Below are 236 nucleotides of genomic sequence, written 5' to 3' on the forward strand. Positions count from 1 at the left end.
TCCCGAGAGGGGCCCTCGACATCCGGTAGCCGCGAGATGCCGTGCCGCTGAAGGCCGCGCTGAGCGGGTCAGGTGCGGGATCGAGGGCGGCAAGGCGTACAGGCGATCATCAAGCGGCAGGAGAGTGTGGCGACGGAAAGCTACCACCATCGCCTCCTCGGCTTCGCTGAGAACGGTCGATCGTGGGTCCCTCGGACCCGTCTTGCGATCCGCGACCGTCCTGCGCTTGCGCCACT

At 67.8% G+C, this 236-nt stretch carries 1 pseudogene; it reads right to left on the minus strand.

Features of this window, described 5'->3' with window-relative positions:
* Nucleotides 1-236, minus strand: a pseudogene (locus tag JI664_RS23750) (IS481 family transposase); the annotation flags it as partial.

Source organism: Rhodobacter sp. NTK016B (genome assembly GCF_017303295.1).
Classification (GTDB): domain Bacteria; phylum Pseudomonadota; class Alphaproteobacteria; order Rhodobacterales; family Rhodobacteraceae; genus Pararhodobacter.